Source organism: Dongia sp. (assembly GCF_041910485.1).
GTDB lineage: Bacteria > Pseudomonadota > Alphaproteobacteria > Dongiales > Dongiaceae > Dongia.
In genome coordinates, this window is record NZ_JAYRQR010000059.1 from 1 (window position 1) to 25,706 (window position 25,706).

General features: G+C 63.0%; 22 protein-coding genes. 8 read left to right on the forward strand and 14 right to left on the reverse strand.

Going from position 1 to position 25,706, the window contains the following annotated elements; genetic code table 11:
* Positions 1-547: 547 nt before the first annotated feature.
* Positions 548-1,420 (forward strand): peptidase, encoded by an 873-nt coding sequence (locus tag ACE3PP_RS19095; RefSeq protein ID WP_374384871.1) that lies wholly within the window; start codon positions 548-550, stop codon positions 1,418-1,420.
* Positions 1,421-1,539: 119 nt separating this feature from the next.
* Entirely contained in the window at positions 1,540-3,330 is a 1,791-nt protein-coding gene (locus ACE3PP_RS19100; RefSeq protein ID WP_374384872.1) for an acyl-CoA dehydrogenase, read from the forward strand.
* 9 nt (positions 3,331-3,339) lie between these two features.
* On the opposite strand, the gene ACE3PP_RS19105 is transcribed toward ACE3PP_RS19100, so the two are convergent.
* From ACE3PP_RS19105 to ACE3PP_RS19125, 5 genes are all read right to left on the reverse strand, one after another.
* Positions 3,340-4,431 carry an ABC transporter ATP-binding protein gene (locus ACE3PP_RS19105; protein ID WP_374384873.1) on the reverse strand — a complete coding sequence of 364 codons (1,092 nt, stop codon included), beginning with the start codon at positions 4,429-4,431 and terminating at the stop codon, positions 3,340-3,342.
* 33 nt (positions 4,432-4,464) lie between these two features.
* Positions 4,465-5,250: an ABC transporter permease gene (locus ACE3PP_RS19110; protein ID WP_374384874.1), complete on the reverse strand. Its 786-nt coding sequence runs from the start codon at positions 5,248-5,250 to the stop codon at positions 4,465-4,467.
* Positions 5,251-5,272: 22 nt separating this feature from the next.
* The gene (locus tag ACE3PP_RS19115) at positions 5,273-6,175 is read right to left on the reverse strand and encodes an ABC transporter permease (protein WP_374384875.1); all 903 of its coding nucleotides are present in this window, start codon (positions 6,173-6,175) and stop codon (positions 5,273-5,275) included.
* A 132-nt stretch (positions 6,176-6,307) separates the two neighbouring features.
* On the reverse strand, positions 6,308-7,420 hold the full coding sequence (locus ACE3PP_RS19120) for an ABC transporter substrate-binding protein (RefSeq protein WP_374384876.1): 1,113 nt from the start codon (positions 7,418-7,420) through the stop codon (positions 6,308-6,310).
* 268 nt (positions 7,421-7,688) lie between these two features.
* Positions 7,689-8,801, reverse strand: a complete 1,113-nt coding sequence (locus tag ACE3PP_RS19125; RefSeq protein WP_374384877.1) for an ABC transporter substrate-binding protein — start codon at positions 8,799-8,801, stop codon at positions 7,689-7,691.
* Between the two features lie 265 nt (positions 8,802-9,066).
* Between ACE3PP_RS19125 and ACE3PP_RS19130 the strand changes: the two genes are divergently transcribed.
* Positions 9,067-10,632 carry an alkaline phosphatase family protein gene (locus tag ACE3PP_RS19130; RefSeq protein WP_374384878.1) on the forward strand — a complete coding sequence of 522 codons (1,566 nt, stop codon included), beginning with the start codon at positions 9,067-9,069 and terminating at the stop codon, positions 10,630-10,632.
* Between the two features lie 45 nt (positions 10,633-10,677).
* Here ACE3PP_RS19130 and ACE3PP_RS19135 read toward each other — a convergent pair whose 3' ends face one another.
* The gene (locus tag ACE3PP_RS19135; RefSeq protein WP_374384879.1) at positions 10,678-11,235 is read right to left on the reverse strand and encodes a heme-binding protein; all 558 of its coding nucleotides are present in this window, start codon (positions 11,233-11,235) and stop codon (positions 10,678-10,680) included.
* Positions 11,235-12,182, reverse strand: coding sequence for an alpha/beta fold hydrolase (locus ACE3PP_RS19140; RefSeq protein ID WP_374384880.1), 948 nt, complete (start codon positions 12,180-12,182; stop codon positions 11,235-11,237). The genes ACE3PP_RS19135 and ACE3PP_RS19140 overlap by 1 nt, the downstream gene beginning before the upstream one ends.
* A 121-nt stretch (positions 12,183-12,303) precedes the next feature.
* On the opposite strand from ACE3PP_RS19140, the gene ACE3PP_RS19145 reads away from it, so the two are divergent.
* Positions 12,304-13,224: a LysR family transcriptional regulator gene (locus ACE3PP_RS19145; RefSeq protein WP_374384881.1), complete on the forward strand. Its 921-nt coding sequence runs from the start codon at positions 12,304-12,306 to the stop codon at positions 13,222-13,224.
* Between the two features lie 96 nt (positions 13,225-13,320).
* Entirely contained in the window at positions 13,321-13,719 is a 399-nt protein-coding gene (locus ACE3PP_RS19150) for a hypothetical protein (RefSeq protein WP_374384882.1), read from the forward strand.
* 82 nt (positions 13,720-13,801) lie between these two features.
* Here the strand turns inward: ACE3PP_RS19150 and ACE3PP_RS19155 are convergent, their stop codons facing one another.
* The 7 genes from ACE3PP_RS19155 to ACE3PP_RS19185 form a co-directional block, all read right to left on the reverse strand.
* Positions 13,802-16,006 carry a N,N-dimethylformamidase beta subunit family domain-containing protein gene (locus tag ACE3PP_RS19155; RefSeq protein ID WP_374384883.1) on the reverse strand — a complete coding sequence of 735 codons (2,205 nt, stop codon included), beginning with the start codon at positions 16,004-16,006 and terminating at the stop codon, positions 13,802-13,804.
* Between the two features lie 14 nt (positions 16,007-16,020).
* Positions 16,021-16,335: a hypothetical protein gene (locus ACE3PP_RS19160; RefSeq protein ID WP_374384884.1), complete on the reverse strand. Its 315-nt coding sequence runs from the start codon at positions 16,333-16,335 to the stop codon at positions 16,021-16,023.
* A 49-nt stretch (positions 16,336-16,384) separates the two neighbouring features.
* Complete coding sequence (gene pgi / locus ACE3PP_RS19165; RefSeq protein WP_374384885.1) at positions 16,385-18,043, reverse strand: glucose-6-phosphate isomerase; 1,659 nt, start codon at positions 18,041-18,043, stop codon at positions 16,385-16,387.
* Positions 18,040-19,677: an alpha-D-glucose phosphate-specific phosphoglucomutase gene (locus ACE3PP_RS19170; RefSeq protein WP_374384886.1), complete on the reverse strand. Its 1,638-nt coding sequence runs from the start codon at positions 19,675-19,677 to the stop codon at positions 18,040-18,042. Before ACE3PP_RS19170 ends, pgi begins: the two co-directional genes overlap by 4 nt.
* Positions 19,674-21,011: a histidinol dehydrogenase gene (gene hisD, locus ACE3PP_RS19175; protein WP_374384887.1), complete on the reverse strand. Its 1,338-nt coding sequence runs from the start codon at positions 21,009-21,011 to the stop codon at positions 19,674-19,676. Before hisD ends, ACE3PP_RS19170 begins: the two co-directional genes overlap by 4 nt.
* Before the next feature lie 321 nt (positions 21,012-21,332).
* Positions 21,333-21,527 (reverse strand): hypothetical protein, encoded by a 195-nt coding sequence (locus tag ACE3PP_RS19180; RefSeq protein WP_374384888.1) that lies wholly within the window; start codon positions 21,525-21,527, stop codon positions 21,333-21,335.
* Between the two features lie 170 nt (positions 21,528-21,697).
* Entirely contained in the window at positions 21,698-21,964 is a 267-nt protein-coding gene (locus tag ACE3PP_RS19185) for a YMGG-like glycine zipper-containing protein (protein WP_374384889.1), read from the reverse strand.
* 291 nt (positions 21,965-22,255) lie between these two features.
* On the opposite strand from ACE3PP_RS19185, the gene rimO reads away from it, so the two are divergent.
* The 3 genes from rimO (at position 22,256) to ACE3PP_RS19200 (ending at position 25,599) form a co-directional block, all read left to right on the forward strand.
* Positions 22,256-23,584: a 30S ribosomal protein S12 methylthiotransferase RimO gene (gene rimO, locus ACE3PP_RS19190; protein WP_374384890.1), complete on the forward strand. Its 1,329-nt coding sequence runs from the start codon at positions 22,256-22,258 to the stop codon at positions 23,582-23,584.
* A gap of 170 nt (positions 23,585-23,754) precedes the next feature.
* Positions 23,755-24,759, forward strand: a complete 1,005-nt coding sequence (locus tag ACE3PP_RS19195; protein ID WP_374384891.1) for an arginase family protein — start codon at positions 23,755-23,757, stop codon at positions 24,757-24,759.
* Between the two features lie 192 nt (positions 24,760-24,951).
* On the forward strand, positions 24,952-25,599 hold the full coding sequence (locus ACE3PP_RS19200) for an alanyl-tRNA editing protein (protein ID WP_374384892.1): 648 nt from the start codon (positions 24,952-24,954) through the stop codon (positions 25,597-25,599).
* Positions 25,600-25,706: the final 107 nt, after the last annotated feature.

The window sequence follows — 25,706 nt, forward strand, 5'->3', positions numbered from 1 at the left end:
AGGCTTGGTCGGCGGCCACAAGGCCCGGCCCCCCGGATCAGCGGGTGAGCGATCCTCCGCGAGTCCCGGGTCACAGGACGCTCCCCCAGGGTTGCGGCGGTTACGCCAGCCCCCGCCGGACCCGACGCGGTGACCGGGTTCCCCTCCTGGATGGCAGGAAGCCATCCACGTCACAGCCGGCAACGTCACGGCTGCCATAGCTGCCCGAGCGGGTCCGGATGGGGAGAAGTGAGGTGAAGAGAGAAGTTGGCGACAATCATCGCTTACCCCCTCTCCCTAACCCTCCCCCACGCCGACGAATGTCGGCATGCGCCGATTGCAGGGAGAGGGGACTAGAGCCAGCCTGTCGCGACCGCCACAATCAACTCGCTCGGACTCCCTCCCCCCAACGTGGGGGAGGGTTGGGGAGAGGGGGCGTCGAAGGCGATCTACGTTCGATCTTCGTGACGATGGCGCGTAAGCCGCGCGCAGCGCCTTCGCATTCGCTTTTGCCGGCGCTATAACAGTGCCGGTGTGATTCCCGCCTGAGGACCTAAGACGTCGGCCTATGACTTACTGCGTTGGACTGAAGCTGCGTGGCGGCCTGGTGATGATCTGCGATACGCGGACCAATGCCGGCATCGACAATATTTCCTCTTTCCGCAAGCTGCACCTTTTCAGCACGCCCGGCGAAAGATCGATGGCCATCGCCTCCTCGGGCAATCTCTCGGTCACGCAATCGGTGATCTCGCTGCTGACCGAGGGCATGCCCGATCCCGATACCGATCGCAAACGCACGCTTCTCAACGCGCCCTCCATGTTCAAAGCGGCACAATTGGTGGGCGAGGCCGTGCGTGAGGTCTATCGCACCGACGGTCCCAGCCTGGAACAGCATCAGGCGGGCTTCGACGTCTCGCTGCTGCTCGGCGGCCAGATCAAGGGCCGGCGCATGCGCCTTTTCATGATCTATGCCGCCGGCAATTTCATCGAAGCGACCGGCGACACGCCCTATTTGCAGATCGGCGAGCATAAGTACGGCAAGCCGATCCTCGACCGTGCCGTCACCTATGAGACGGACCTTTACGAGGGGTTGAAGCTCGGCCTGCTGTCGATGGATTCGACCATGCGCTCGAACCTCGCCGTGGGTCTCCCGCTCGACATCCTGGTGCAGCCGGTCGATGCCTGCGCGCCGGAACTGGTGCACCGCATCCATCAGGGCGACCACTATTTCGAGGAACTGAGCCGCAAATGGTCCGAGGCCCTGCGCGCCAGCCACCAGGCGATCGCCCAGCCGCCCTATAAGGGTGTCACCGGTGCCGCTGTTGCAACCGGGTCCGTAGGCCCGCGCAAGCCGGCCAAGGTTCAAGGAGCCAAGGGCAAGGCCCCGGCCAAGGTCCAAGGGGGCAAGGGCAAGCCCAAGCGCAAAACGAAGCAGAAATAGATGGCGATCGCGGCCGATCGACCGGCCGCCCTGAGCCCGACGGGTGCCTTGATCCTGGTAAGGTTCTTTAACCATAGGCAAGCTATAGTGCCTGTCGAATGGCTGGTCGGGGGACGCGCATGAGTGCCTATGAAGCGCCGCTGAAGGATATCCTGTTCACTTTGGAAGAGATCGCGGGTCTCCCTGAGATCGCGGGCCTGCCCGGCTATGAGGAAGCGACCTCTGAAACGGTCGCAGCGATCTTCGAAGCGGCGGGGATTTTCGCGGGCGAGGTCCTGGCGCCCATCAACCGCAACGGCGACAAGGGCTGCGTCTTCAAGGCAGGCGAGGTCACGACGCCCGCCGGCTATCGCGACGCCTATCAGCGCTTCATCGCCGATGGCTGGAACGCCGTCGGCTTCGATCCCGCCTATGGCGGGCAAGGGATGCCCTGGTCGATCGTGACCGCCCTCCAGGAAATCTGGAATGGCGGCAGTGTCGCCTTCGCCGCCTGCCCGATGCTGACCCAGGCCGCTGTCGAGGCGCTCTATCACCACGGCACCGAGGCGCAGAAGAAGAAGTACCTGCCCAAGCTGGTGAGCGGCGAGTGGACCGGCACGATGAATCTGACCGAGCCCCAGGCCGGCACGGATCTCGGCGCCATCCGCACCAAGGCGGAGGAAGATGGCAAAGGCGGCTACCTTCTCAAAGGGCAGAAAATCTTCATCACGCATGGGGAACATGATTTCGTCCCCAACATCATCCATATGGTGCTGGCGCGCCATCCCGGTGGACCGGCCGGGCACAAAGGCCTGTCACTGTTCGTGGCACCGAAATTCCTGGTGAATGACGACGGGTCGCTGGGTGCCCGCAACGATCTCGCCTGCGTCTCCATCGAGCACAAGCTGGGCCTCCACGGCTCACCCACCTGCGTCATGGCCTATGGCGAAAAGGGCGGTGCGCAAGCCGAGCTGGTCGGCGAACCGCTGCAGGGCCTGCCGCACATGTTCACCATGATGAACAATGCGCGCCTCACAGTGGGCGTGCAGGGCATCGGCATCGCCGAACGGGCGACGCAGCATGCGGCGGCCTATGCAAGGCAACGCGTGCAATCGCCCGTGGTCGGCGCGGCCGCCGGCAGCAACCTGCCGATCCTGCATCATGCCGATGTGCGGCGGAACCTCGCCACCATGCGCGCGCTGACGCAAGGATCGCGGGCCCTTGCGCTCTTCACGGCGGGGGCTCTCGATCGCGCCAAGAACCATCCCGACAAGCAAGTCGCCGCCGAGAGTCAGGCGCTGGTCGATCTAATGATCCCCATCGTCAAGGCCTGGAGCACCGACAACGGCATCCGCACCGCGTCGCTCGGCGTCCAGGTGCATGGTGGTGCCGGTTTCATCGAGGAAACGGGTGCTGCACAGCATTACCGCGACGCGCGCATCTTCGCGATCTATGAAGGAACCAACGGCATCCAGGCGATTGATCTGGTCGGCCGCAAGATCCAGCGTGACGAAGGCCGGGCGATGCGCGCCCTCATCGAGCGCATCACCGCCGATCTCGGCACATTCGGCGTTGCCGGCGACGATCTGCCGTCGTTGCGCGAACGCCTGATGGCGGCGGTGCAGCGATTGGGTTCGGGCACCGACTACATCATCATGGCGGGAAAGAAGGATCCCAATCTGCCGCTCGCGGTGGCGCAGCCCTATCTTGCCCTCTGCGGCACGGTGATCGCCGGCTGGCTGCTGGCAAGGAAGGCACTGGCCGCCAGCAAGCGCCTGGCCGCAGGTGACAGCGACACGGCCTTCCTCGGCAATGTCATTGCGATGGCACGCTTCTTCGCCGACAACATCCTCGCCGAAAGCGCCGGACACCTCGCTCAGATCAATGGCGGCGCCGAGAGCCTGCTCAGAATCGATCCGGAAAGCTTGTAAGGAGCGGGATTACTTCTCTTCCAGCACCAGCACGTCGGCGGGCGAGAAGGTCACGACGGCATCCGACCCATGTTCCGGCGGCGTCACCGCCGGATTGTTGAACGTATCGAGCGACAGGAGATCGCTACCGATCCGCACCTTGATGCGGATGACAGAGCCGAGGAAGGCCACATCCTCGATCTTGCCGTTGAGGCGGTTGCGCACGGCCCGGTCGGCAAGGTTGGCCGTTGCCCCCTGCCCGCCATAACCTTCCAGCGTCGCCACTTCCGGACGCAGGGCGACGGCACAAGCCGAACCCGCCGCGCGACCGGCCAGACCCGCGCCGATCGTCACCTTCTGACCACCGACATCCAGCGTCGTCGCATCGGCAACCGTGCCGTTGAGGACGCTCAAGGTGCCGACGAAGTTGGCGACGAAGCGGGTCTTCGGATTGTTGTAGATCTCGAACGGCACGCCGACCTGATCGACGCGGCCCTCGGTCATGACGACAATGCGGTCCGACATGGAAAGAGCTTCTTCCTGGTCGTGCGTCACATAGATCGTGGTGATGCCGAGCTTTCTCTGCAGCGAGCGGATCTCGTCGCGCAGCGAGACGCGGATCTTGGCATCGAGCGCCGACAAGGGTTCGTCGAGGAGCAGCACCTGCGGCTTCACGGCAAGGGCGCGTGCCAGCGCCACGCGCTGCTGCTGGCCGCCGGAAAGCTGGTACGGATAGCGGTCCGCGAGGTGCGGCAGCTTGATGATGTTCAGCATCTCTTCGACACGCGGGCCGATCTCCGAGGCCTGCCATTTCGCGACCTTGAGGCCGAAGGCGACGTTCTGCGCCACCGTCATGTTCGGGAAGAGCGCATAGGACTGGAACACCATGCCGACATTGCGCTGGTTCGGCCGCAGATGCGTGATGTCCTTGCCATCGATCGTGATCGAGCCGGAGCTCGGCAATTCGAAGCCGGCGATCATGCGCAGGGTCGTCGTCTTGCCGCAGCCCGATGGCCCGAGGAACGAGATGAACTCGCCGCGTTCGACGGCGAGGTTGAAGTTCTGGACGACCACGTTCTGGTTGAAGGCCTTGCGGACTTCCGTGAGTTCGAGAAATGCCATTGAGCGGTACCTCTGTTCCTTCTCGCTGCCGGATCAAGGCGCGTGTTTGGTTTTCTTGGCTTGGCCAAAAATATTGATGAGACCCATGCAGGCCCAGGTGAGCACGAAAGCCATCACGGCCAGGGCCGATGGCTCATAGGCGCGGTTGGCGCCGACAAGCTGCAGATAAGGTCCGAACGCCGGCCGGTTGAGCAGGCTCGCCATCGTGAATTCACCGATGACGATGGCGAAGGTGAGAAAGGCGCCGGAGAGGATGGCGCTGCGCACATTCGGCAGGATCACCTTGAAGAGGATCGTCGTCCAGCCGGCACCGAGATTCTCGGCCGCCTCGGTCAACGTCCGCACATCGATGGCGCGCAGGCCCGTATCGACGGCGCGGTACATATAAGGCAGCGCCAGCGTGACATAGGAGAGCGCCAGCAGGAGGTTGGTCGACCAGATTTCCGCCGTGAGCGGGATGATCGACGAGCTGTTGTAGAGGCGCAGATAACCGAAGACGATAACGATCGCCGGGATCACCAGGGGCAGCAGCGTGATGAACTCGATCAGCGGCCGCAGATGCCGCAGGCGGAGCTGCACCCAATAAGCCGTCGGCACCACGATCAGCACGCCGATGACGATGGTCGCCAATGCCATGCCGCAGGAATAAAGGAAGGAATCCTGGAAAGCCGTATCGGCAAAGACCGACCGATAGGCATCGAAGGAATATTCACCGCGCCGCATGCGCAGCGAGAATTCGAACGTCCCGATCAGCGGCACCACGAAATAGAGCGTGCCGATGATGAGGGCGATCCACGAACCCAAGCGAGACTGTTTCATCGCAGCCACCTTTCCCGCGGCGTCATCGCAGCCACCGTTCGCTGCGGCCGCGCAGCCAGATATAGAGGCCGTTGGTGAGGCCGGTAATGAAGATCATGCCGAGCGCCAGGGCATAACCGAGATTGGGGTTGTGCAGCACGTCACCACGGATCTGCGCATAGAGCAGGATGGTGATGATGTTGAGCGAGCTTCCCGTGAGGGCGTAGGCCGTGGCGATGGCGCCGAAGGCATTGGCGAAGAGCAGCAGCGTGCACCCCAGAATGCTGGGCCACAGGATCGGGAAGGCGACGTGCAGCCAGTATTGGAAGGCATTGGCGCCGAGGATTTCCGACGCTTCGCGCCACTCACGCTTCAAGCCGTCGAGCGCTGGCGTCAGGATGAGGACCATGAGCGGAATCTGGAAATAGAGATAGGTGAGCGTCAGGCCCCAGAAGCTCAGCAGATTGAAACCGGTCGCGTAAATGTTGACGCCGAAATAGTTGATCAGCAGCGCAGTGACGAGACCGGTGCGGCCCAGCGTCGCCAGGAAGGCGAAGGCCAGCGGCAGGCCGGCGAAATTGGAAGCGACGCCGGAGAACGTCATCAGCGTCGGCCGGATCCATTCGGGCAGGCGCCCCAGCACGACGGCGTAGGCGAGAAAGAAGCCCATGAGCGCGCCGACGATGGCCGAAGCGCCGCTCACCTTGATGCTGATCCAGTAGGCGTTCATGATCGAGGGCTGGAACAGATCGAAGATGTTCTGCAGCGTGAAATTGCCGTCCGGGTCCTGGAAGCCGCCGACGATGAGATAGAGCGTCGGCAGAATGAGGAACATGAGGGCGAAGATGAGGAAGGGCGAAACACCCACCCAGGCCCAAGCCGCCTGCACGAACTGAAGGCGCGCGACGCCTGGCGGCGCGGCCGGATTGCTGTTCTGCTGTGTCATCTTCCCCAGGAACCAACCGGCGGAGCGGAGCACGCGGCGCGTGACTCAGGATTCCGCCTCTACTTAAACGAAAACCGCGCCAGCACCGGGTGATCCCGAATGCTGGCGCGGTTTATCATACCCCGCGCAGTGTTACTGCACGTTGGCGCCGACCACCTCGTCCCACTTCTTGGTGATCACTTCCTTGGCCGCACCCTGCTCGTCGAGGGTCGGGAAGTACGCCTTCGAATAGGCATCCGCCGGCGGCAGCTTGTCGAGCATGTCCTGCGGCACCTTGCCGTTCTTCACCAGATCGTTGAAACGGATCGGGTGGCAGTAGCCCTTCAGCCAGCCGAGCTGACCTTCATCGGAATAGAGATATTCCATCCAGAGCTTGGCGGCATTCGGGTGCGGCGCGTAGGCGCTGATCGCCTGCACGTAGACACCGGCCAGCACCGAGCTCTGCGGCACGACGACTTCAACCGGCGGGTTGCCCTTCAGCGTGTCGCGGTCGGCGAGCGCCAAATAGTCCCAGCGGATGATGATCGGGGTCGACCCCTGAGCAAGACTCGCGGCCTTGCCGATCACCGGCACGAAGTTCCCGGCCTTGTTGAGGTCGGAGAAGAACTTCAGGCCAGCTTCGCCGGCTTCGGCGCCGGGCTTGGCACCGGTCGAGATGCCGGCGCCATGAACACCGATGATGGCGGCGTTCGAGGCACGCGGATCACCGGCAAGGGCCACCGAGTTGGCATATTCCGGCTTCTGCAGATCGGCCCAATCCTTGGGCACGTTCTTGATGATGTCGGTGTTCACTTCGAACGAGAGAACGCCGTAGTAGTCGCCGTACCAGTAGCCTTCGGCATCCTTGGCGCTGTCGGGGATCGAATCCCAGGTCGCGACCTTATAGGGCTGGATGAGGCCTTCGGCCTTCGAGGACGGGCCGAAAGCGAGGCCGACGTCGATCACGTCCGGCGCCTGCGGGCCCTTGTTGTCCTTGTTCGCCTTGATGGCTTCGATTTCATCGCCCGACCCCGCATCCGGGTTGAGCTCGTTCACCTTGAGGCCATACTTCGCCTTGAAACCTTCGATGAGGTCGCCATAGCCGCACCAATCATGCGGCAGCGCGATGGTCGTGAGTTCGCCTTCGGCCTGCGCGGCCTTCACCAGATCTTCCATGGAGTCGGCGGCGGCAAAGCTGGTCATCAGCGCGGTCGTCGACATCAAGGTCGCGATCGAGGCAGAGATGACACGCGTAACGGATTTCATTGGTACCTCCCAAGGTCCAAACATTAGTCAGCGGCAGCAGATTTCTTGATTTGCTGTCATGTAAACTTCACTTGACAGCATTTCACATTGCTCAGGGCATCTTCGTTTGTCAAGGACACCCGAAAGTAAACCGAAAGCCAAATCTGCGGTCGCGCTTAAAGCACGCGAACGATGACAGTTTCGTGAACGACTGGCGGTTATTGCGTTGCAGCACCTTTACCGGCACCGGCAGCCATCGGCCGCCGGCACCAGTCAAGGCTTTCAAGTCTTACTGAACGTTGGCGCCGACGACGGCGTCCCACTGCTTGGTGATCAGCTCCTTGGCGGCCTTCTGTTCCTCGATCGAGGGGAACACGGCGCGCGCATAAGCTTCAGCAGGCGGCAGCTTGTCGAGCATTTCCTGCGGCACCTTGCCGTTCTTCACGAGGTCGTTGAAGCGGATCGGATGGCAGTAGCCCTTCAGCCAGCCGAGCTGACCTTCGTCGGAATAGAGGAACTCCATCCACAGCTTCGCGGCATTGGGGTGCGGCGCGTAGGCGCTGATCGCCTGCACGTAGACACCGGCCAGAACCGGGCCTTCCGGCACCACGACATCGACCGTCGGGTTGCCCTTCAGCGTGTCGCGGTCGGCAAGCGCCAGATAGTCCCAGCGCATCACGATCGGCGTCGTGCCTTGCGCGAGGCTGTTGGCCTTGCCGCCGACCGGCACGAAATTGCCGATCTTGTTGAGCTCGGCGAAGAAGTCGAGCCCCGCCTTTCCGGCTTCGGCGCCGTGCTTGGCACCGGTCGAGAGACCGGCGGCATAGATCGACATGATCGATTCGTTGCCGGTGCGCGGATCGCCCGAGAGAGCGACGAGGTTGGCGAATTCCGGCTTCTTCAGATCTTCCCAGGATTTGGGCGGGTTCTTGATCATGTCGCTGTTCACTTCGAACGACATGACGCCGTAATAATCGCCATACCAATAGCCTTCGGCATCCTTGGCGCTGTCCGGGATCGAATCCCAGGTCGCGACCTTGTAAGGCTGCACCAGGCCTTCGGCCTTCGAGGACGGGCCGAAGCCGAGGCCCACGTCGATCACATCCGGTGCCTGCGGGCCCTTATTGTCCTTGTTCGACTTGATCGCCTCGATCTCGTCGCCCGAACCGCCGTCGGGGTTGAGCTCGTTGATCTTGAGGCCGTACTTAGCCTTGAATGTCTCGATCAGCTCGCCATAGCCGCACCAATCGTGCGGAACGGCGATGATGGTCAGCTCGCCTTCCGCCTTGGCAGCGGCGACGATATCGTCCAGCGAGCCGGCATCGGCCGGACCGCTCACCAGCGCGGTCGTCGACAGCAAGGTCGCCAGCGACAGCGAAACGGAACGCGCAACGAATTTCATGAGTAACTCCCCAAACGAAATGGATCCACCCGTGCGGCGCCGCTAGCGCCAGACACCTTCGGTGGCTGCAGTCCACGAACTGCGGGGTGGCTTAGATCATGGAGGCCGTGACGCTTTCATGAAGCGGGCATGTCATTCTGGCGATCCAGGTTCGCTACTGAAACGGGACCGCGTCGGCCCTTGGCGAAAGAGGGGGCCGACGTCTAGGATGCCGCCCGATCTCGCTCCATCTCGTCCAAAATCGGTAACGCACAGGAAACCAATAATGACCGCCCCGCGAAAGATTCTGTTCATCTCGGCCGATCAGTGGCGCGCCGAATGCCTGTCCGCCCTTGGCCACCCGACCGTGAAGACCCCGCACATCGATGCGCTGGCGGCCGATTCGGTGCTGTTCAAGCGCCACTTCACGGTGACGGCCCCCTGCGGCCCGGCGCGCACCAGCCTCAATACCGGCATGTATCTGATGAACCACCGGTCGGGCCGCAACGGCACGCCACTCGATGCGCGGCATACCAATGTGGCGCTGGAGGCGCGCAAGATCGGGCTCGACCCCACCCTCCTCGGCTATACCGACACCAGCGCCGATCCGCGCGGCCGGCACCCGAACGACCCGGCGCTCAAGACCTATGAAGGGCCGCTGCCCGGCTACAAGCCGACGATGATCTTCCAGGAATACATGGCGCAGTGGATGTCGGACCTGCGCGCCAAGGGCTATCAGTTCGAGGGGCGCCACGACGTCTATCAACCCAAGCCCGGCTTCAAGGTGCCGGACGGGCGCGGTCACCGCTTCATCCCGACCTTCTTCAAGGCTGAGGACAGCGACACCAATTTCATGGCCAACCGCATTATCGATTGGCTGGGCGACCGCACCCAGGATGAATGGTTCCTGCATTGCGTCTTCCTGCGCCCGCATCCGCCGGTGATCACGCCGGAACCCTATAACGCGCTGTACGCGCCGGAGGATGTCCCCTTCCCCAAGCGCAAGGCGACGCCGGAGGAAGAAGGGGCGCAGCACCCGCATCTGAAGACCATGATCGGCAAACTGTCGAAGCCCAGTTCCTATGACGAGCACAATCCCAACAATCTCGTCACCATGTCGGATCTGGAACTGCGGCAGATGCGCGCCTGCTATTACGGCATGATCAACGAGGTCGACGATGCGGTGGGGCGCATCATCGCGCATCTCAAAAAGACCGGCGAATACGACCATACGCTCATCATCTTCACCTGCGATCATGGCGAGATGGGCGGCGACCATTACACCTGGGGCAAGGAAACCTATTTCGACCAGAGCTTCGCCATTCCGCTGATCATCCGCGATCCGCGGCATCTCGCCGACGGGACGCGCGGCAAGATCGTCGATGCGCTGACCGAATCGGTCGACGTCATGCCGACGATCCTGGAGTGGCTCGGTGCCGAGATACCGGCCCAGGTCGACGGCCGCTCGCTTTCCGGCTTCATCACCGGCGCGGCACCGGCCAAGTGGCGCGAGGAAGCGCATATGGAAATCGATTTCCGCTCCGGCCCCTATGGCGGCATCGATGCCGAACGCGCCTTTGGAATCGAGACGCACGATTGCCAGATGGCGATCCTGCGCGGCAAGAAATGGAAGTACATCCATTTCGCCGCCTTGCCGCCGGTGCTGTTCGATCTCGAGAACGATCCCGATGAGATGAACGACCTGTCGAAGGATCCGGCCTATGCCGGCATCATGCTGGAGATGGCGCAGAAGATGCTGTCCTGGCGGTTGCGCCACCAGGAGCATGTGTTGACCGATCTTCACAACGGCCCCAACGGTGTCGAGGATTGGGGGAAGAAGAAGCGGGCGTAAGGACACCACCCGCTTCATTTGACCGATGCAACCGGACCGGCTCGATCAGAGCCGGTCCTTTATTTTTTCAAGCCCCGCCTCGGCACAGGCTTCGTCCTTCTCGCCGCCGGGGGCACCGCCGACACCGATCGCCGCCACCATTTCACCGTCGATCTTCACCGCCACCGCACCCGGCAGCAGGAAGATGTTGGGCAGGCTGGCATAAGAAGCGGCGTATGGATTCGACTTCAGCTTTTCGACCCAGATGCCGAGCCGGTCGAAGCCGAACAACGGCCCGAACGTGACCAGGGTATAGGCCTTGCGGAAACTCGAATCCTTGGTGTGGATCGTGCTGTGATCGCCCTTGGCCTGCAGCTTGACGTTGCCCGCCGCATCGACGACCGACACGCTGACCGGCCAGCCCTTGGCCGCGCAAGCACGCGCCGCCTCGGCTGCCGCTTCCATCGCAAGATCCAGACTGAGGAAATGGCCGCTCGTCTGAACCTGGGCGGCGGCAGGCATCGATGCCAGACCCTGCATGGCGATGGCACCCGCGAGCAATGAGATCAATCTGCGTCGCCTCTTGGCTTCGCCGGCGACCCTCTGTTGGTTGACCTTGTCCATCAGGACCTCCCCGGCAGGCGGCCGAGGAAGGAGAGAATGGCCGACGAGATTTCCGGAAGATGCGTCTCCAGCGCGAAATGGCCGGCATCGTAATCGTGCATTTCGGCCGACGGCACCAACGTCTTGAAATAGTCGCGCCCAGCCAAGGTGAAGAAGGGATCGTTATTGCCCCAGACCACCAGCATGGGCGGCTGCGTCTTTTTCAGAAAATCCTGCCAGGCCGGGTATTGCGCGACATTGTCCTGGTATTGATAGAGCAGTTCGACCTGGATCCTGTCATTGCCCGGCCGGTCGAGCAGCGCCTGGTCGAAGGTCCAGGTATCGGGGCTGACATTCTGCGCACGCGCGCCGCTATGCGTGTATTGGAACTTGGTCGCCTCGGCACTGAAGGCAGCCCGCAACGGCTTCTCGGTCTCCGGTGAGCGGTTCTGCCAGGCCGGTGCGAAGCTGGCCACCACGTCCGGGTTCCAGCCTTCGACATTGGTGACCGCGTTCTGCACGATGAAGCCGCGCACCTTTTCGGGATTCTTGAGGGCGAGGCGCATGCCGACCGGCCCGCCATAGTCCTGCATGTAGACGACATAGCTGTCGAGGCCGAGGCCCTTGGTGAAATCGTCCACCACGTCGGCCAGATGCGCGAACGTGTATTGGAACTGGTCGGGCGACGGCGCACTGGAATAGCCGAAGCCCGGATAGTCTGGTGCCACCACGTGATATTTCCCGGCGAGGATCGGGATGAGTTCGCGGAACATGTGCGACGAGGTCGGGAAACCATGCAGCAGCAGCACGGTCGGCGCGTCTTTCGGCCCAGCCTCGCGATAGAAGATGTCGAGGCCGTCGACCTTGATCGACTGGTATTGAACCTGTTCCGCCGCCGCCGGCAGCGCGGCGCTGGCCATCGCGGCGGTCGCCATCGCCGCGGCGAGGCTGTTTCTCAGTCCGGACATCAAAGCTCCTTCCATCATGGGGCGCCTGGGGTGGCGCGGATGGGAGGTGATTTAGATACTTCCATGAAGTTGAACTATTGGCCTAGAATGGAACCATCATTTCCATATTCTGGAAGTAACGATGGACCGTTTCGCATCGATGGCGACTTTTGCCGCCGTGGTTGAGGCCGGCAGCTTTTCCGCCGCCTCCCGCAAGCTGGCCGTTCCGCTCGCCACCGTCAGCCGCAAGGTCTCGGATCTTGAGGATCTTCTGGGCGTCAGCCTCATCAACCGCGCGACGCGGAAGATCTCGCTGACCGAGGTGGGGCGGAGCTATTACGATTCCTGCCGCCGCCTGCTCGACGAGCTCGGCGAGATGGAGCGCGCGGCGACGGGCGAGTACCGGACGCCGCGCGGCGAGTTGGTCCTCACCGCGCCCATCGTCTTCGGCCGCATGCATCTGGCGCCCGTCATCGTCGATTTCCTCAAAGCCTATCCTGAGGTCGATGTACGGCTGCAACTCGAAGACCGGGTGGTCAATCTCAACGACGAGGCCATCGATCTCGCGGTCCGCATCAGCGAATTGCCGGACAGCAGCCAGATGGCGGTGCGCGTGGGCCTCATCCGTTATGTCATCTGCGCGACGCCAGCCTATCTTGCCGAACATGGCACGCCGGCTCATCCCAACGAGCTGATGGACCATGATTGCGTCACGCGCACGAAGCTCGACATGCCGGACGCCTGGCCCTTCAAGATCGGGTCGCAGATCAAATCCTTTCCGGTGCAGAGGCGCCTCTCGGTCAATACGGCGGAAGCCGGCATCGAAGCCGTGCTGGCCGGCGGCGGCCTTGCCCGTGTCCTCTGCTATCAGATCGCTCAGGCGCAACGCGACGGAAAGCTCGTCACCGTTCTGGGCGATTTCGAACCGCCGCCCTTGCCGCTGAGCCTGGTCTATGCGAGCACGCGGGTGGTGCCGATGAAACTGCGCGCCTTCCTGGATTTCGCGGTGCCGCGCCTGAAGCAGCGCTTGCAGCAACCAGGCACGGCATCGCAGCCATCATAAGCCGCCGACGATTCCGCCGTAACACTTCCGCCCGTGGTCCGTATCTGGGTGATCGGGTGAGCAATCGCCCGTCGATCGCAAGCAATACGGTGGAACATGGAAAAGTTCAGAAATTTCGCGACCGCCCTGCTCGCCATTCTGAGTGCAGTGCCGGCCGCGCACGCCCATTGGGCCTATCCCAACGCCCTCACCAAGATGGACATCGAAGCAAAGATCATCGGCAGCACGCTGAGCGGCGTGATCGGCGACGTGAGCTTTGCGGAATATTACCTGCCGGATGGCACATTGCGCGGCGTCGATGCCGAGAAAGGCCCCTATACCGGGCGATGGTCGATCAGGGGCGATGACGCGATGTGCTGGGCCTATGCGCCCTCATACGAGATCGCCGGCTGCGTGCTCCTGGTGCTTGATGGCGACCAGGTGACGTTGCAGCAGATCAGTGGCGATATCGAAGGCGTGGTGACGCTGTCACCCGGCAATGCGCAGAATCTCTGACAGTTGAGCGCCCAGCGGTCTCGGCTGAGACCTTCCGGGCAGGCGCTTCCCAAGTAGGAGCGCCTGCTGCCCGGGCCTGCCGTCAGAACGGCGTCGGGTCGACGAAGCGTTTCACCACGTTCTCGGTCAAGCGGCTGACATTGTTGTCGTACTTGTTGTGCGCCAGCGCGCCGCCATAGGAGATGGAACCAGTCGAGAAGACGGCGCCGCCATTCGGCGTTTCGAAGAACATCATGTCGCAGCGGACACGCGGGTTGGTGTCGCCGTTGATGGCCGAATGGGTGTGGTTCATCTCCTCATTGACCCAGTGATAGGAATCCGGGAAGTCGGTCGCCGCCGCGACGATGAGCGCGTGCGGCGGGGTGCCGAGACGCGCATCCGCGCGGTCGATCTCCCAGCCGGCGGCACCGCCGCCGACGGTGCCGAAATCGCCGATCGGTTCGTCGCCCAAACCTTCGAAGATGAAGGAAGCGCGCGGATCGTTGCTGGCTTCAGTGCGGTGATAGGGCACCGCGTTGACGAAGCCCTGCGCCGCGAAGGCGTTGCCGACCAGCATGTTGGGCGGGCGGCCGTTGCGCGCCCACAGGCCCGACATCTCGCCGGTGAAGCTCATGAAATATTCGCCGGATTCCGAGAACCAGGCGCGCATGCCGTCTTCGGCGCGGCGATGCTCGATGACGCCGGGAAGACCCGGATGATAGGCGATGCGCCAATAGAAGCCGTTGGCACCCATATACATGAGGCGCCCGCCGCCATTGGTGTAGGCCTGCAGCGCGTCCAGCATCTCCTTCGAATAATATTCGGGATGGGTGCCGGTCATGACGCAGCGATAGGGCTTCAGGCACTCGACGCCTTCGGCATGGAGATCGTCATCGGTGATGACGTCATAGGGAATGCGCAGCTGCTCCAGCCAGTCGGTGAGATGCGTATCGGCATTGAACTGCCACAGATCCGTCTTCGGCCGCATGTTGAGGATGGGCCGCAGCGCCGATGAATGGCACACACCGCTGCCGTCATTGTGGTCGTCATAGACTGAGAGGCCCAGCGTCTCATGCTCTTCGAGATAGCGGTCGACCTCGCTCATCACCCCGAACTTGCAGGATGACAGTTCCTCGAACCACCAGGAGGAGATCATCTGCTGATTGGCATAGGCAAGGTAGCTCGCCGTCGGAATGAGTAGGGCCAAGGGGGCCGTCGCGGTTCCACGCGGCGGGCGCACGAAGAAGGGGACGAAATCCTCGATCTTCTTGCCGTTCGCATCCTTCTGCCAAATATGGGCGCAGTAGATGCCGGACTTGAGCCCGTCGGGAATTTCGAAGCTGAAATCGGTGCGCCAGCCGCAATCGTAGAGATCGTCATCGTGGAAATGGATGGCGCCATACTGTTCCGGCTTGGTGCGGAAATCGAAGACCGACGAATCCCAGTTCCATCCCGTCATGGCGCGGGTCGGCAGGTTGATGCTGCGCCCGTGATGCCGGTTGCCGGAAACGTCCGAGATCTTGACTGTGGCAATGCCGCGCGAGAAATCCCACGCCGCCACCACATGCTGCGCCAGTTCGACGTCGAGCGGCAGGTCGCGCAGGCGTTCGATCTCGGCCGGCTTCAAGGCGCGTGCCGAGACGCGCGGCCCATCGATCTTGCCGTTGAAATGCGCGGTCGCGAATTTGTCCTGGTTCCAGGCGGCGATGAGGAAGCGTCCGCCCTCGCCAACCGGATCGGCGAGCGTGAAGGTCTCGCTAACGCTCGTCTGCATGCCGTGATAGGCCAGCATCATGTTGTGACCCACGGTCACGCGCCCGGTGCCGGCATCGAACACGGCATAGACTTCGTACCAATGCCGCGACAGAAGCTTGACGCCCGTCGAGACCGGCGCGTTGCGGCCGGCCCGGAAGGCGAGACAACCGGTCTCGTCGATATAGAGGGCGTAGCCAGAGCCGGTCGCCTCATCGTAATTGCCGAGGATCGATTGCGGCTTGCCGTTGCCGGGCACGGTCGGCCAGACCATCGCCTGCAAGGTGAAATTGGCGAGATCGAAGGGCGCCCGTGCCGTCACCCAGACATAGGAGCCGGCCATGATCTTCTGCTGGCGCGCGGGATAGGTGCCATCGAGGGCGCTGTCGATCTTTTCCGCCTTGAAGCCTGGGCCCTCGGGCGAATCGTCGCCGCAAATGAGGCGAATGAGGCGCGCCTTGAACTTGCCCTGGAGCGGCGCGCTCACCTTGAACTCGACCGTGTCGCCGGGAACGGCGCTCAAACGGTCGGTGTAGCCGAGAATACGTTCGGTCATGATGTCGGATACTCTTACTGAACCGGGCAGGATTGGCCGGTCACTTCCTCAAAGCGGGCCTTGAAGCAGGCCCAGACGGCGGCACCGTAATCGGTGAATTTCTGCGACGGGTCGATCTCGACCTTCATGCCGCGCACCGGGCCCATGCGCCCCAGATGCCATTCCTTGTAAGGTTCGGTGCAGACGATGATGGTCCGCCCGCGCGAATATCCCCAGCGCAGCAATTGCAGCATCTTCTGCAGATCGGCGCTGTAGGGACCAAAGGGCGCGGCCTTGAACTGCCGCGCGAGGGCAGCGCTCTCGGCACTGCCCGGATCGATCTTCAACATGACATCACCCCTATACCGGCGACGCGACCGCCGCCCCGCCCACGCATCCTTATTTTCGGTGCGTATAACTATCATATAGGGCCATGAGGCCGGCTGTCGAGGAATCGGCTGGCCCGCCTTTGCCGGCCAGCAGCGCGTTGGCCATCTCCTTGCCGAGTTCGACGCCCCATTGGTCGAAGGGATTGATGCCCCAGATGGTGGCAGCGACGAACACCTTGTGCTCGTAGAGCGCGATGAGGGCGCCGAGGTGATAGGGATCGAGCACCGGCAGTAGTAGCGTCGACGATGGCCGGTTGCCGGGAAAGGTCCGGTGCGGGGTGAGGAAGCTTACGTCATCGGTCGGCTTGCCGGCGGCCTTCATCTCGGCACCGACCGTATCCGCCGATTTGCCGAAAGCGAGAGCCGCGGATTGCGCAAGGCCGTTGGCGAACAGCATGTGATGCTGATCGGGGAGACCGGCGCGGTCGCGCGCCACCAGGATGAAATCGCACGGCACCGGTTCAGACCCCTGGTGCAGCATTTGGTGGAAGGCATGCTGGCCGTTGGTCCCGGCCTGGCCCCAGATGACCGGGGACGTCGCCCAGGTGACGGGCACGCCTTCGCGGGTCACGCGCTTGCCGTTGCTCTCCATCTCCAATTGCTGGAGATAGGCCGGCAGGCGCCACAGATCCTGGGCGTAAGGGAGGATCGCCTGCGATGCGTGGCCGCAGAAATTGCGGTGCCAGACCTGCAGCAGCCCCATGATGACGGGCAGGTTCTGCGTCAGCGGCGCTTCGAGGAAATGACGGTCGACGGCGGCGGCACCAGCCAGCAGATCGCGGAACTTGTGTGCGCCCACGGCGAGGATGATGGAAAGACCGATCGCCGACCACAGCGAATAGCGCCCGCCGACCCAATCCCAGAAGCGGAACATGCGATCCGGATGGATGCCGAATTCCTTCACCGCGTCGATATTGGTGGAAACGGCGACGAAGTGCCGGTCGACTGCCGCCGCACCCAGCTTGTCGGCAAGCCATTTCCGCGCCGTCTTCGCGTTCGCCATCGTCTCGGCGGTGGTGAAGGTTTTCGAGGCGACGATGAACAATGTCTTCGCAGGGTCGGCATTCTCCAGCACCGACACCAGATGCGCGCCATCGACATTGGAGACGAAATCGAGCTGCATCTTGCCGCCGATATCCGGCCGCAGACCGTCCACAATGAGCGCGGGACCGAGATCGGAGCCACCGATGCCGATATTGACGATATGGCGGATGCGCTTGCCCGTCGCCCCCTTGAAGGCGCCGCTCCGCACTTCGTCGGCGAAGTCGCAGAGGGCATCAAGCTCGCGCGCCACCAGCGGCGCCACATCCTTGCCGCCATCCTTGCCACCGGCCTTGAACGCAAGACCCTTCCCACCATGCGTCGCGGGCGCGCGGAGCGCCATGTGCAACGCCGGACGGTGCTCGGTATTGTTGATCGCCTCGCCACCGAAGAGCCGCGCCCGCGCCTCTTCGAGCCCCGCCTCGCGCGCCAGATCGAGCAGCAGGCCAAGGGTCACGTCCGTGATGCGGTTCTTCGAATAGTCGAGCGTGATGTCGCCGAAGCGGCTGGAGAAATTGGCAAAGCGCGCCGGGTCGGCGGCAAAGAGATCGGCAAGCGTCGTGCCGCCAAGCCGGGCATGGTGTTGGGTCAGGGCCTGCCAGGCCGCAAGCTCGGTCGGTTTCGTCATGTCACCACATCTGGTCTGGTTCTGCCGGAGAGCTTCTTGATGCCGATGATCGTTTCCGCATCGGCGATGAGATCGGCAAGGGCGGCCTGCGCATCGAGGCCGAGAGCGCCGGTGCGGGCCACGAATTTCTCGATATAGAGACGCAAGGTGGCACCCTCGGTCCCCGTGCCGGAGAGGCGCAGCACCAGGCGGCCGCCATTGCCGAAAACCAGCCGCACGCCCTGCTTTTCACTCACCGACTGATCGATCGGATCCTGATAGCGGAAATCATCGGCCAGATCGATCCCGCCGCGGCCCTGGAGATCGGCAAGGCGCTGGCGCAGGCCGTTCATGATGTCGTTGGCGCGGGCGCTGTCCAGCGCTTCGTAATCGTGGCGCGAATAATAGTGCCGGCCGAAACGCTGCCAGTGCGCCGCCATGATCTCAGGCACGCTCTTGCCTGTCGCTGCCAGCAGGTTGAGCCAGAAGAGAACGGCCCAGAGCCCATCCTTCTCGCGCACATGGTCCGAGCCCGTGCCGTAGCTTTCCTCGCCACACAAGGTGACGCGGCCGGCATCGAGCAAATTGCCGAAGAACTTCCAGCCCGTCGGCGTTTCGAAACTCTCGATGCCGAGTTCCGCTGCCACCACATCGGCGGCGCGGCTCGTGGGCATGGAGCGCGCGACGCCCTTGATGCCCTTGGCAAAGGCCGGGATGAGGGTGGCGTTGGCGGCGAGCACGGCGAGGCTGTCGCTGGGCGTCACCGCGAGCTTCGGCCCCAAGATCATGTTGCGGTCGCCGTCGCCATCCGATGCGGCACCGAGTGCCGGCGCATCCGCCGCCCAGAGGCGCGCCATCAATTCCTCGGCATGGGCGGGATTGGGGTCGGGATGATGGTGGCCGAAATCAGGTTTCGGCACGGCATTGATGAGGGCGGCGCGCGGCGCACCCAGCCGCTTCACCAGGATTTCCTCGGCATAGGGACCGGTCACGGCATGCATGGCATCGAACAGCAGGTCGTTGCCGCGAAGCCAGCCGCGCATGCGCTCGAAATCGAACAGGCGCTCCATCAGCGCGGCGTAGTCGGCGACCGAATCCACGATCTCGACCGACATGGCGCCGAGCTTCTGCGAGCCGACCCGGTCGAGATCGATCGTGCCTGCGCTTTCATCCAGAATTTCGTAGCCGGTGAGGGTCTTCGAGCGGGCGAAGATCGCTTCCGTCACCGCTTCCGGTGCCGGGCCGCCATTCGCGACATTGTACTTGATGCCGAAATCGCCATCCGGCCCACCGGGATTGTGGCTGGCGGACAGGATGATGCCGCCCCGGAGCTGCCGCGCACGGATGATGTTGCTGACGGCCGGTGTCGAAAGGAGACCGCCCTTCCCCACGACGACCTTGGCGATGCCGTGGGCCGCCGCCATGCGCAGGATGATCGCACTGGCTTCGCGGTTGAAGAAGCGGCCGTCGCCGCCGAGCGCGATCGTGCTGCCCTTCAAATTGCCGACACCCTCGAAGATCGCCTGCACGAACATGGCGAGGTAATGCGGTTCCTGGAACCGCGCCACCTTCTTGCGCAAGCCCGATGTGCCGGGCCGCTGATCGAGGAAGGGCGGACAGTCGATCTTCATTTTCCCCGTGGCCGAGACATTCATGCCTTGCGCTCCGCCATGATCTTGGCGCGCGTCGCCGAGACGGCGTTGGCGTGGGCGTCGAAGCCTTCGTAGCGCGCCAGCGTTTCGGCGGCTTGAGCAAGACCCGCATAGCCCGCGGGCGTCACCTGCGCCACCGTCGCGCGCTTCATGTAATCGAAGACCGAGAGCGGCGACATGGTCTTGGCCCAGCCGCTGGTGGGCAGCACATTGTTGGGACCGATCACGAAATTGGCGAGCGTGTTCGACGTGTTCTCGCCAAGCAGGATCTCGCCCGCATTGCGGATCTTGCCGAGATGCGCATAGGGCTCGCGGGCGTGGATCATCAGATGTTCGGGGGCATAGTCATTGACGAAATCGTAGGCGCTGTCGATGTCCGGCGTCAGCACGATGCCGCCGCGCTCCGACGACAACACCGTCATCGTGTAATCGATCCGCGTTTCGCTCATCTGCCCAAAGAAGCCCGGGATGGCGGCGAGCGCTGCCTCGGCCACGGCGCGCGACGGCGTCACCAGGAAGCCCGAGGAATCCGGCCCGTGCTCCACCTCGACCAGCAGATCGAGGGCGGCGAGGCGACCATCGGCCGTCTCGTCGGCAAGGATCAGGGCCTCAGACGGGCCCGCCAGCATGCCGGGATCGATGCGGTCGGCGAGGAGTTTCTTCGCGGCGATCAGATAGGGGCTGCCCGGCCCCACGATCTTGAGGCAGCGCGGGACACTTTCGGTCCCGAAGGCCGCGGCGGCCACGGCCTGCGCACCGCCGACACGGTAGACCTCGGTGACGCCGGCCAGTTCGGCGGCGATCAAGGTCGCGGCATCGGCCCTGCCATCGGCACCGGCCGGGGTCAGGATCACCACGCGCTTGGCGCCGGCAACGACAGCGGGGATCGCGGTCATGAGCGCCACCGACGGGAACGAGCCCTTGCCGCGCGGCACATAGCAGGCAACGGAATCCAAGGGCGACCAACGTTCGCCGGCAAAGACGCCGGGGCGCATTTCCTTCAGCCACATATCCTCGGGCATCTGCGCCTGGTGATAGCGGCGGATATTGTCGGCGGCGAATTCGAGAGCCGCGATCACATCCTTGGAGACCGTCTGCCGCGCAAGCGCGAAATCCTCGGCCGGCGTGCGGACGGCATTGAAACTGGCGGGCGCGCCGTCGAAGCGCTGGGCGCAGCGGATGAGCGCCTTGTCACCCGCCGCCGCCACATCGGCGATGATCGGCTTTACCGCGTCGATGAAGCTGTCGAGATTTTCCTCGGACCGGACCAGCAGGCGGGCGCGGGCGGCCGCTTCCATCTTGGCAAGCTCGTAGAAGCGGACAGATCGGGTGGTCATGATATTTGGAATCCGTACTGGGCGATGATCGACGCGAGAAGGTGGGGATGAGAGCTTAACCAAGCCATCCACCCCCTTTCCACCCAGAAAAGATGCAGTGCAGCAAATGTTCGTGAACTCACCCTGCCGGTGGGGCTCAAAAAAATCGCCCAACCGCAAGAGGAAGCGGTTGGGCGCGTGGGCCGATCTTTGGCGGGGGTTCCCGTTCGGGGGGTAGGTCCGGTTGGGGTCACCAGGATCGGCCGACCAGTCTTGCAACGTTAAAGCAGTAGGGACGAGGCATGCTCTCCAGGGTAATCGGCGAGATTGAAAGCGACGGTCTCAGGTCAAAAACGAGAAATGCGGCTGCAGGCTGAAGCGCGCTTTTCCGCGGCGCCGGCGATGAAGTGGCGTGGCTGGGGGTTGGCCAGTGGGTTGGGCGGCGGATTGGGCGGCAGCGGGCGCGGTCAAGGCCGACGCCAAGCCAAGGGCGATCACCCAAACCAGCATCGTCATCGCCACCAGCGTTTCGATCATCTGCGCCTCCTTTTCCCTCGCCGCAAACCTACGGGACGCGAACCCTGTGCCGCCGCCGACAAGCCAGTGACCGACGTGACAAGGCTGTGACTGGGATTTCCATTTCAAGACAAATTGTTAGGAGTTTTCCCGGCCACCCTGGAAACGGGTGGCCGGGTCGTCGGAACGACTTATTGCGACAGGAGATAGCCGGTACCGGCACCGGCGGCGCCACCGATGAGGGCACCCATGCCCGCCGAACCGCCGCTCAGGGCGCCGATCGCCGCACCGCCTGCGGCACCGATGGCACCGCCCGACAAGGTACGCTGCTGGGTCTGGGACATGTTGGAGCAGGCGCCGAGGCTTGCCATCAGCAGGCCGGCAGCCAGCAGCATCCGGCCACCGCGCAAACCGGCGCCGGTACGGCCCTGGTATTCGCTGGTCGGGATTCGCAACATTTTCGTCTCCTCATCTTGTGTCCATCTGGGGATCGGGCAGCCCGAATGACCACCACCCGCCCTAAACGGAGAAATGGGCACCCAGTGCCCCGGCGGGGAGTGAAGAAGTCGGTGACAAGCGTTACAAGGCTGTGATGCGCCCTAAAAATATGAATTATATCAATATCTTAAAACGCATCTTGTGAAGCCGGCCATTTCCGGCTACGTGGTCGCCATGAGCGCGCGGGGACCTTGTCATGTCCCGGCGCCGGCTTCTGCCGGCAGCGCGCGAGCGAGCTTTTCAGGATCATCATGAGCAAGAGCCAGCCGCGCGTCGGCATCGTCAGCCTGGGCTGCCCCAAGGCGCTGGTCGATTCAGAGCGCATTCTCACCCAATTGCGGGCCGAAGGTTATGCGATCTCGGATTCCTATGCCGGGGCCGACGTCGTCATCGTCAATACCTGCGGCTTCCTGGATTCGGCCCGGACCGAGAGCCTGGAGGCGATCGGCGAAGCCTTGACCGAGAACGGCAAGGTGATCGTCACCGGCTGCATGGGGGCGACGCCGGAACTCATCCGCGGCGACTATCCCAACGTGCTCGCCATCACCGGCCCGCAGCAATATGAGACGGTGGTGAATGCGGTCCATGGCGTGGTGCCGCCCAAGCACGATCCGTTCATGGATCTGGTGCCGCCGGCGGGGTTGAAGCTGACGCCGCGCCACTATGCCTATTTGAAGATTTCGGAAGGCTGCAACAATCGCTGCTCGTTCTGCATCATACCCTCTTTGCGCGGCGACCTGGTCTCGCGGCCGGCGCGTGAGGTCCTGATCGAGGCCGAGAATCTGGTGAAGTCGGGCGTCAAGGAATTGCTGGTCATCAGCCAGGACACCAGCGCCTATGGCGTCGATATCAAATATGCCGAGAGCAAATATAATGGGAATATGGTGAAGGCGAAGTTCCTGGATCTCGCCCGCGAACTGGGCTCGCTCGGCGCCTGGACGCGCCTCCATTACGTCTATCCCTATCCGCATGTCGACGACGTCATTCCGCTGATGGCGGAAGGGCTGGTCCTCCCCTATCTCGACATTCCCTTCCAGCATGCGAGCCCCAAGGTGCTCAAAGCCATGAAGCGGCCCGGCAACCAGGAAAAGGTGCTGGAGCGCATCAAGAAGTGGCGCGAGATTTGCCCGGATCTCACCATCCGTTCGACCTTCATCGTCGGCTTCCCCGGCGAGACCGAGGACGATTTCAACTACATGCTCGATTGGCTGGAAGAAGCGCAGCTCGACCGGGTGGGTTGTTTCAAATACGAGCCGGTCGACGGCGCCAAGGCCAATGATCTGGGTCTCGAGCAGGTCGACGAGGACGAGAAGCACGATCGCTGGGACCGTTTCATGGAAACCCAGCGCCAGATCAGCGAAGAGCGCATGCAGCGGAAGGTCGGCAAGACCATCGACGTGCTCATCGACGATGCCGACAAGACCCAGGCGACCGGCCGGTCCTCGGCCGACGCGCCGGAGATCGACGGACAGGTCTTTGTCACGGGTCTCGGCCGCAAGCGGCTCAAGGCCGGCGATTTGGTGAAGGTCAAGGTCGAGCGCGCCGAGGATTACGACCTCTGGGGCAGTCTCGTCAGCTAGGGCGTCTTGATTTAGCGTCATCCCCGGGCGAAGTCCCGGGGATCCACTGATTGCCGGCGAGAGTGGATGCCCGGGTCGCGCCCGGGCATGACGAGAATATATTGTCGACGAATATTGTCAGTCGCCTGCGCGGCAGATAGCTTGCCCCCGTCATTTGAACGGGGGACGAGATGGACGAGGCGGAATTCCAGCGCAAGAAGAAGGAGATGGAGCCCTGGTACTGGTGGGGCATCCAGACCTATTTCAAGTGCAAGTTCGACGAGGATCCGAAGAATTGCGATATCGCCCTGGTCGGCGTCCCGCATTCCTCGGGCAACGGGTCGACGGAACGTGACCAGCATCTGGCGCCGCGCGCGGTGCGCAACGTTTCCGGCTGGTATCGCCGCGGACATCAGAAATATGGCATCGTCCCCTGGGAAGTGGCGCGCATCAACGATATCGGCGACGTGCCGCTGCCGCACGCGATGGTCAACGACATCTGCGTCCAGGATATCGAAGCCTTCTACAAGCGCATCGATGCGGCGGGCGCGCGGCCGGTCTCGATCGGCGGCGATCATTCCGTCACCGGCCCGATCCTCAAAGCACTGGCTGGCAAGAACGCCAAGACGACCAAGGGCCGCAAGTGCGCCCTGCTCCATTTCGACGCGCACCGCGACGATTATGAGCATATCCCGCATTGGCTGGGTGCCGAACGGTCGGCCGCGCATTGGGCGGCCTATACGGTCGCCGAGGAGCATGTCGATCCGAGCCGCAGCGTGCAGATCGGCATGCGCGGCAACCCGATCCGCCCGCGCGCCGATCTCAATTTCAGCAAGCTCGGCTATCGCCTCATCCCGGCCGATGAATTCTACGAGATCGGCATCGAGCGCACGATCGAGATCATCCGTGAGCGCGTCGGCGACATGCCGCTTTATATCACCTTCGATCTCGACGCACTCGACCCGGCCGATGCGCCGGCCGTCTCCAATCTCGAACCGTTGCACCAGGGTTTGCGGGCCCATGAGATCGTCAAGATCTTCCACGGTCTGCGCGGCCTCGACATCATCGGCGGCGATATCGTCTGCATGATCCCGACCAAGGACAACCCGAACAACATCACCGCCATGAACGCGATGGCCATCATGTTCGAGATGGTGGCGCTGATCGCGGACAAGATCGACCAGGGGCGGAAGTAGGGCACTGCATATAGACCCGTCATCCACACATATCCATACGTCATCCCCGGGCTTGACCCGGGGATCCACTGCCGCCGCCTGTGAGAGTGGATGCCCGGGTCAAGCCCGGGCATGACGATGTGAGGTAGCGTGCAATATAATTGCCGAACACTATCTTGCGGCCGCTCAGGCGACCCACGACAATGCGCCACCATGCTACGGAAAGTTTTCTGGGAAGATCCCTATCTCGCGCATCTCGATACCGAGGTGGCGTCGGTCGACGGCGATGCGGTGACTTTGGCCGCCACCATCATCTATGCCTTTTCCGGGGGGCAGGAGAGCGATCAAGGGTCGATCGGTGGACATGAGGTGCTCGACGCCCGCAAGATGGGCGCCGATATCCTCTATACGCTGGCGCCCGATCATGGCCTGGTTCAAGGCCAGAAGGTCGCAACCACCATCGATTGGGCGCGCCGCTACCGGCTGATGCGGCTTCATTTCGCGGCGGAGATCGTGCTGGAGCTGGTCTATCGCGACCTTGGCCCCATCGAGAAGATCGGTGCCCATATCGCCGCCGACAAGGCGCGCATCGATTTTGCGCGCGCTACCCCCGTCACCCCAGAGCTTCCGGCGCTGACGGCGCGTGCCAATGCGATCATCGCGGACGATCTGCCCATCACCAGCGCCTTCAGCGACGAGAGCGTTGGGCGCCGTTTCTGGCAGGTGCCGGGCTTCGAGCCAGTCCCCTGCGGCGGCACGCACCTCAAGCGCACCGGGGAAGTGGGTCCGGTGACGCTGAAGCGCCGCAACATCGGCAAGGGCAAGGAGCGGATCGAGATCTTTCTGGGCGAGCTTGCCTAAGGACCGGACAGGCCTGCCGAGAATTGCAGCAGGACCTTAGAAAAGATCGCCCATCTCCTTGGCCCATTGGTCAAATTTTCATTGCAGATTTGTGATCGCGGTATAGC